Below are 5,642 nucleotides of genomic sequence, written 5' to 3'. Positions count from 1 at the left end.
TGGAGCTGGGCGACCTGATCCACCGGCAGACGCTCGACTGGACGGGCATCCTCGCCGGCGGGGAGGTGATCCCGACGCCCTTCTCGCTGCACTGCGTGAACCTCGCGCAGGGGATCAAGGAGCCGGTGGTCTACTACCAGCGCAGCAACGACCCGGCGCATGTGGCGGCCGTGAAGAAAGGCTTCGAGGACATACGCCGCTACATCGGCCTGCCGACGGGGTTGTACGGGGGCGACGAGGCGCTGCACGGCGCCGCCCCGACGCAGGGTTCGGAGCTTTGCACGGCCGTGGAGATGATGTACTCGCTGGAGGAGATGGCCGAAATCACGGGCGACGTGCAGTTCGCCGACCATCTGGAGCGCGTGGCGTTCAACGCCCTGCCCACGCAGGCCACGGACGCCTATGACGCCCGCCAGTACTACCAGCAGGTCAACCAGGTGATGATTACCGACCACCGCCGCAATTTCGAGCAGAGCCACGACGGCACGGACATCCTCTACGGCCTGCTGACGGGCTATGCCTGCTGCACGTCGAACATGCACCAGGGATGGCCCAAGTTCACGCAAAACCTGTGGTATGCCACCCACGACGGCGGGCTGGCCGCGATGGTCTACTCGCCCTGCAACGTCACGGCCGAAGTGGCCGGCGGCGTACGGGTGACGATCGCCGAGCGGACGCAATACCCCTTCGACGAGCAGATACGTTTCGAGATAAGGATCGACGGCCGCAAGGTGAAAACGGCCGAATTCCCGCTCCGCCTGCGCATCCCCGGCTGGTGCGAGGGGGCGACCGTAGCGGTGAACGGTCAGGCCGTGGCGTCGCCCGGGAAAGGTTCCGTGGCGGAAGTGCGGCGCGCATGGCGCACGGGCGACGTGGTGACGCTCCGCCTGCCGATGGAGGTCGCCGTCAGCCGCTGGTACGAACGCTCGGCCGTCGTCGAGCGCGGGCCGCTGGTCTACTCGCTGCGCATCGGCGAACAATGGTCGAAAGTCCGCAACCCGGGCAAACAGATTTACGGCCCGTGGTATTACGAGGTGCGGCCTACAACCCCGTGGAACTACACGCTCTTCGAGGAGGACATCCGCCCCGAACGCATTGCGGAGGCATTCAGGGTCGAGCGGCGCGACATCGGCGACGCCTATCCGTGGACGCTGGAAAACGCCCCGGTGGAGATCAGGGCGCGCGGGCGCAGACTCGACGAATGGGTGCTCTACCAGGAGAGCGCCGGCCCCCAGCCGTACAGCACCAACGAGACCGCCAACCCCGCCGAAGAGATCACGCTGATCCCCTACGGCTGCACGACGCTGCGCATCACCGAGTTCCCCCTGACGCGCGACCTGCGCAAGAACTGGTAGTGCGCCCGAAAGGCAGGGCGGGGAAAAATAGTGTCTGGAAACGGGTGTCCGGGAAAGCGGATGCCGCAGGGAGGGATCCGGTGCCGGAGAAAACACTGTGACGGGAACCCGCAACCCGGGAAAAGGGAGGTTGACGGAAGAAGGGAACCGCCCGGAAAGCATGGCGCCGGGAGGGGTGAAAAACCGGAACGGCACAACGTTTCCGGGGGAAGTCCGGCAACGAGAAACGGCGCACGAGGGGATATGACCGTCGTGCGCCGTCCTTTTTTCGGGGAGGGGCAGCCCGTTTTCCGGGGGCCGGAGCCCCTTTCCGGGACGGCGATTGGCACGGTTCGGGAATTTTGCGTAGCTTTGCAAATCTAAATCACACGTTATGGCTTCTTGTCTCCAGGTGGAAAACCTCACCAAATCGTACGGCGAGCAGGTGCTCTTCGAAAATATCTCGTTCACGATCGAGGAGGGCCGGCGCGTGGCCCTCGTGGCGAAGAACGGCACGGGGAAAACCACGCTGCTGAACATCATCGCGGGGAAGGAAAGCCACGACGCGGGCAGCGTCGTGCCGCGCCGCGGCCTGAGGATCGCCTACCTGGAACAAAGCCCCGCATACCCGGCGGGCATGACCGTACTGGAAGCCTGCTTCCACTCGGAGAGCCCCGCCCTGAAGGCCATCGCGGAGTATGAGCGGGCGATCGGCGATGCGTCGGGCGAAGGGTTGCAGGAGGCAATGGCGCGGATGGATGCCCTCGAAGCGTGGGATTACGAGCAGCGCGCCAAGCGGATCCTTTCGCGGCTCAAGATCCGCGACTTCGGGCAAAAAGTGGAAACCCTCTCGGGCGGGCAGCTCAAGCGCGTGGCGCTGGCCAACGTGCTGATCAGCGAATCCGACCTGCTGATCCTCGACGAGCCGACCAACCACCTCGACACCGACATGACCGAGTGGCTCGAAGAGTACCTCGCGGCGAGCAGCGCCGCACTGCTGATGGTGACCCACGACCGGTATTTCCTCGACAGCGTGTGCAGCGACATCCTCGAAATGGAAAACCGCCGGATCTACCACTATGCCGGCAACTACTCCTATTACCTGGAAAAGAAACAGGAGCGCGAAACGGCCGACGCGGCACAGCGGGCGAGCGAGATGAACCTCTACCGCCGCGAACTGGAGTGGATGCGCCGCCAGCCGCAGGCGCGGGCGACCAAGGCGCGGTCGCGCATCGACGCGTTCCGCGATCTCGAATCGCGGCTCAAAACGACGCGCCGCAGCGGCGAGGTGCGGCTCGACGTCGGGGCGTCGCGGATCGGCACCAAGATATTCGAGGCCCGCGACGTGAGCAAACGCTTCGGCGACGTGGTGATCCTCGACAGGTTCAACTACAACTTCACCCGCTACGAAAAGCTGGGGATCGTGGGCGACAACGGCTGCGGCAAGTCGACGCTGCTCAAGCTGCTGACGGGCATCGAACGACCCGACAGCGGCGTGATCGACATAGGCGAAACCGTTCGCTTCGGCTATTACAGCCAGCAGGGGCTCGAATTCGACGACTCGATGAGGGTGATCGACGTGGTGACGGCGATCGCCGAGCAGGTCGAACTGGGCGACGGGCGGCGGATGAGCGCCTCGCAGCTGCTGCAGCATTTCCTCTTCACGCCGGAAACGCAATACAATTACGTGGCACGCCTGAGCGGCGGCGAGCGGCGGAGGTTATACCTCTGCACGGTGCTGATGCAGAGCCCCAATTTCCTGGTGCTGGACGAGCCGACGAACGACCTGGACATCGTAACGCTGGGCATCCTGGAAGAGTACCTGCAAGCGTTCAGAGGCTGCGTGATCGTGGTGTCGCACGACCGTTATTTCGTGGACAAGGTCGCCGACCACCTGCTGGTTTTCTGCGGCGGGGGCGAGATCAGGGATTTTGCGGGAACCTACTCGGAATACGTGGCCTGGAAGCGCGAATACGAAGCGGCACGCCGCGCCGAAGCCGCACAGGCCCGCCCCAAACCGCAGGCGGCGAAAACACAGGCGGCGGAGGCTGTGCCGCGCAAGCTCTCATTCAACGAAAAGAGGGAGCTGGAGGCACTCGAAACGGAAATCCCGGTGCTCGAGGCCGAGAAAGCGGCACTCGAGGCGTCGCTCTCGTCGGGGACGCTCCCGGTGGAGGAGCTCACGGCGCAGTCACGGCGCATAGCGGAGCTGATCGCGTCGATCGACGAAAAGACGATGCGCTGGCTGGAGCTGAGCGAGCGGTGAGGGCAGGCATTCCGCCCGGCGGAACGGCCTGCGGCAGGGCAGGCGGGCGTCCAAGTTCCGAAAAAGCCCGCGCTTGTCGAAGCGCGGGCATGAATCCGTACAAATCCGATTACCTTTTTATATTCAGCAGCGTGAGGTTTTCCAGCACGGTCTGCTGCGCCACACGCTGGATGTATTCGGCCTGTTCGGCCGGGAAATCCAGCGTGCAGGCGGTCTGGTAGGGCTTGCCGTAGATCGTGGTGAAAATCACGTTCGCGGCCAGGTAGCTGCCCAGCGGCCCGGGGTGGAAACAATCCTGCGCATAGAGCACGTAATCGGGCCTTTCGGCACGCACCCGGCGCCATGCCATGCCCACGGGGGCACACCATGCGTCGTTGTCGTAGGCCATTTCGAGGTAGCTGGTAATCAGCCGTTCCTGCATGGTGCCGTAGCTGTTGGCGGGCGGGTACTCCGGAATCGGGAAGCGGTTGCCGTTCTTATGCCCCCACGTCATGTAGAAGATCACACGGGCATCGGGCGACGCGACGTGCACCAGGCTGTCGAGCGTACGCGCCGCAGGGTAGACTTCCCGTGCGACCTGCCGGGTCGGCATGGCCGGTGCGGAACTCTGCTCCTGGAGGATGACGTAATCCCAGCCGCCCGCGGCGATGGCGTCGAGCAGTTTCTGGTTTTTCAGGTGGCCGGAAAGGCGCTCGCCGCCCTTGAGGAAGCGCGTACAGGAGAGTTTCACCTTCTGCGTCGCGGCGATCTGCCGGACGGTGGACGGCATGTCGTTGTAATAGGTATAGCTGTTGCCGACCCACAGCACCCGCAGCGAATCGGTGTCACGCGCCTGCGCAAAAAAGGGCACGAACAGCAACAACAGGAATTTCAGGACGATCTTGGTCATAGGTCTGAGGTTTGGATTGGGTTGATCTGTTTTTTTTGTGTTCAGGGTGTCCCCGGCGGCCGGATCATGCCCCGCGCAGGAGGCGGGCCGTACCGGGAGGGGGCTGTCGATCGGGCGGGGGTGTCGATCGGGGAACGAACCGTCCCGGCAAAGCCTCCCCGGGCAAACGCCCCAAAACGTCGGGGGGGGGCACCTACCCTTTCGTCCGGTGGTCGGCGGCGTATTTGCGGCACCAGGCGGCGATCCCGCATTCGCCGCACTTGGGGCTGCGCGCCATGCAGACGTAACGTCCGTGGAGGATCAGCCAGTGGTGAGCCACCGGCAACAGGTGCGAAGGGATGTTCTTTTCGAGCGTCAGCTCGGTCTGCAACGGAGTTTTCGAATTGGTCGTCAGCCCGATACGGTTCGAGACACGGAAGACATGCGTGTCCACCGGCATCACCTCCTTCTGCCACAGCACGGCACCCAGCACGTTGGCCGTCTTGCGCCCCACGCCCGGCAGGCGCTGCATCTGCTGCAGGTCGCTCGGCACCTCGCCCCCGAACTCTTCGCACAGCATACGCGCCATGCCCGCGAGGTTGCGGGCCTTGTTGTTCGGGTAGGAGATGCTCCGGATATAGGGGTAAATCTCCTCGGCCGTGGCCTTCGCCATTTCGAACGGCGTGGGGAAGCGCTCGAACAGGGCGGGCGTAGTCATGTTGACCCGCTTGTCGGTACACTGCGCCGAAAGGATCACGGCCACGAGCAACTGGTAGGGATCCGTATAGTGCAATTCGCTCTCGGCCACGGGCATGTGCTCCGAGAACCAGGCGATAACGCCGTCGTAACGCTCTTTGGTAGTCATAGTCGTTGTTTTTTACGTCGGAACAAAATCTTCTTCACGAGGAGCCCGCAGCCTTCGGGGCAGAACAGCAGGCGCGGACAGGCAGCCACGTCGCGGCGCCACCGGGCGAGGTATTCGCCGACGGAACCGTTCCAGGAGAGTACCCACAACGCGACCGAACTGCGCCGCCGCAGGATGCGGAACCGGTTGCGGCGTGCACCGTAACGGGCATCGAACCACAGGCTTATGTCCATCAGGGAGTCGCAGAAGGCGATCCGGCGGGGATATTCCGTGCTATGGCTCACGCTCTGCGGCAGGCGGCGGTGCACC

Annotated in this window: 4 protein-coding genes and 1 pseudogene; 2 read left to right on the top strand and 3 right to left on the bottom strand. The window is 64.0% G+C overall.

Going from position 1 to position 5,642, the window contains the following annotated elements; genetic code table 11:
• Together QVP03_RS02315 and QVP03_RS02310 are read left to right on the top strand one after the other, a co-directional pair.
• The coding region (locus QVP03_RS02315; protein ID WP_288210606.1) for a beta-L-arabinofuranosidase domain-containing protein at nt 1–1,355 on the top strand (1,355 nt) is incomplete at its 5' end.
• A 373-nt stretch (nt 1,356–1,728) separates the two neighbouring features.
• On the top strand, nt 1,729–3,600 hold the full coding sequence (locus QVP03_RS02310; RefSeq protein WP_022332041.1) for an ABC-F family ATP-binding cassette domain-containing protein: 1,872 nt from the start codon (nt 1,729–1,731) through the stop codon (nt 3,598–3,600).
• A 109-nt stretch (nt 3,601–3,709) separates the two neighbouring features.
• On the opposite strand, the gene QVP03_RS02305 is transcribed toward QVP03_RS02310, so the two are convergent.
• From QVP03_RS02305 to QVP03_RS02295, 3 genes and pseudogenes are all read right to left on the bottom strand, one after another.
• Nucleotides 3,710–4,489: a DUF4886 domain-containing protein gene (locus QVP03_RS02305; protein ID WP_022332040.1), complete on the bottom strand. Its 780-nt coding sequence runs from the start codon at nt 4,487–4,489 to the stop codon at nt 3,710–3,712.
• Nucleotides 4,490–4,682: 193 nt separating this feature from the next.
• Nucleotides 4,683–5,333 carry an endonuclease III gene (gene nth, locus QVP03_RS02300; RefSeq protein ID WP_022332039.1) on the bottom strand — a complete coding sequence of 217 codons (651 nt, stop codon included), beginning with the start codon at nt 5,331–5,333 and terminating at the stop codon, nt 4,683–4,685.
• Nucleotides 5,330–5,642 (bottom strand): annotated as a pseudogene (locus tag QVP03_RS02295) (glycosyl transferase family 2); the annotation flags it as partial. The pseudogene QVP03_RS02295 and the gene nth, both read right to left, overlap by 4 nt.

The organism is Alistipes sp. CAG:29 (assembly GCF_000435435.1).
Taxonomy (GTDB): domain Bacteria; phylum Bacteroidota; class Bacteroidia; order Bacteroidales; family Rikenellaceae; genus Alistipes; species Alistipes onderdonkii.
Note: the sequence above shows the minus strand (reverse complement) of the source record. Positions and strands in the feature narration are given on the sequence as shown.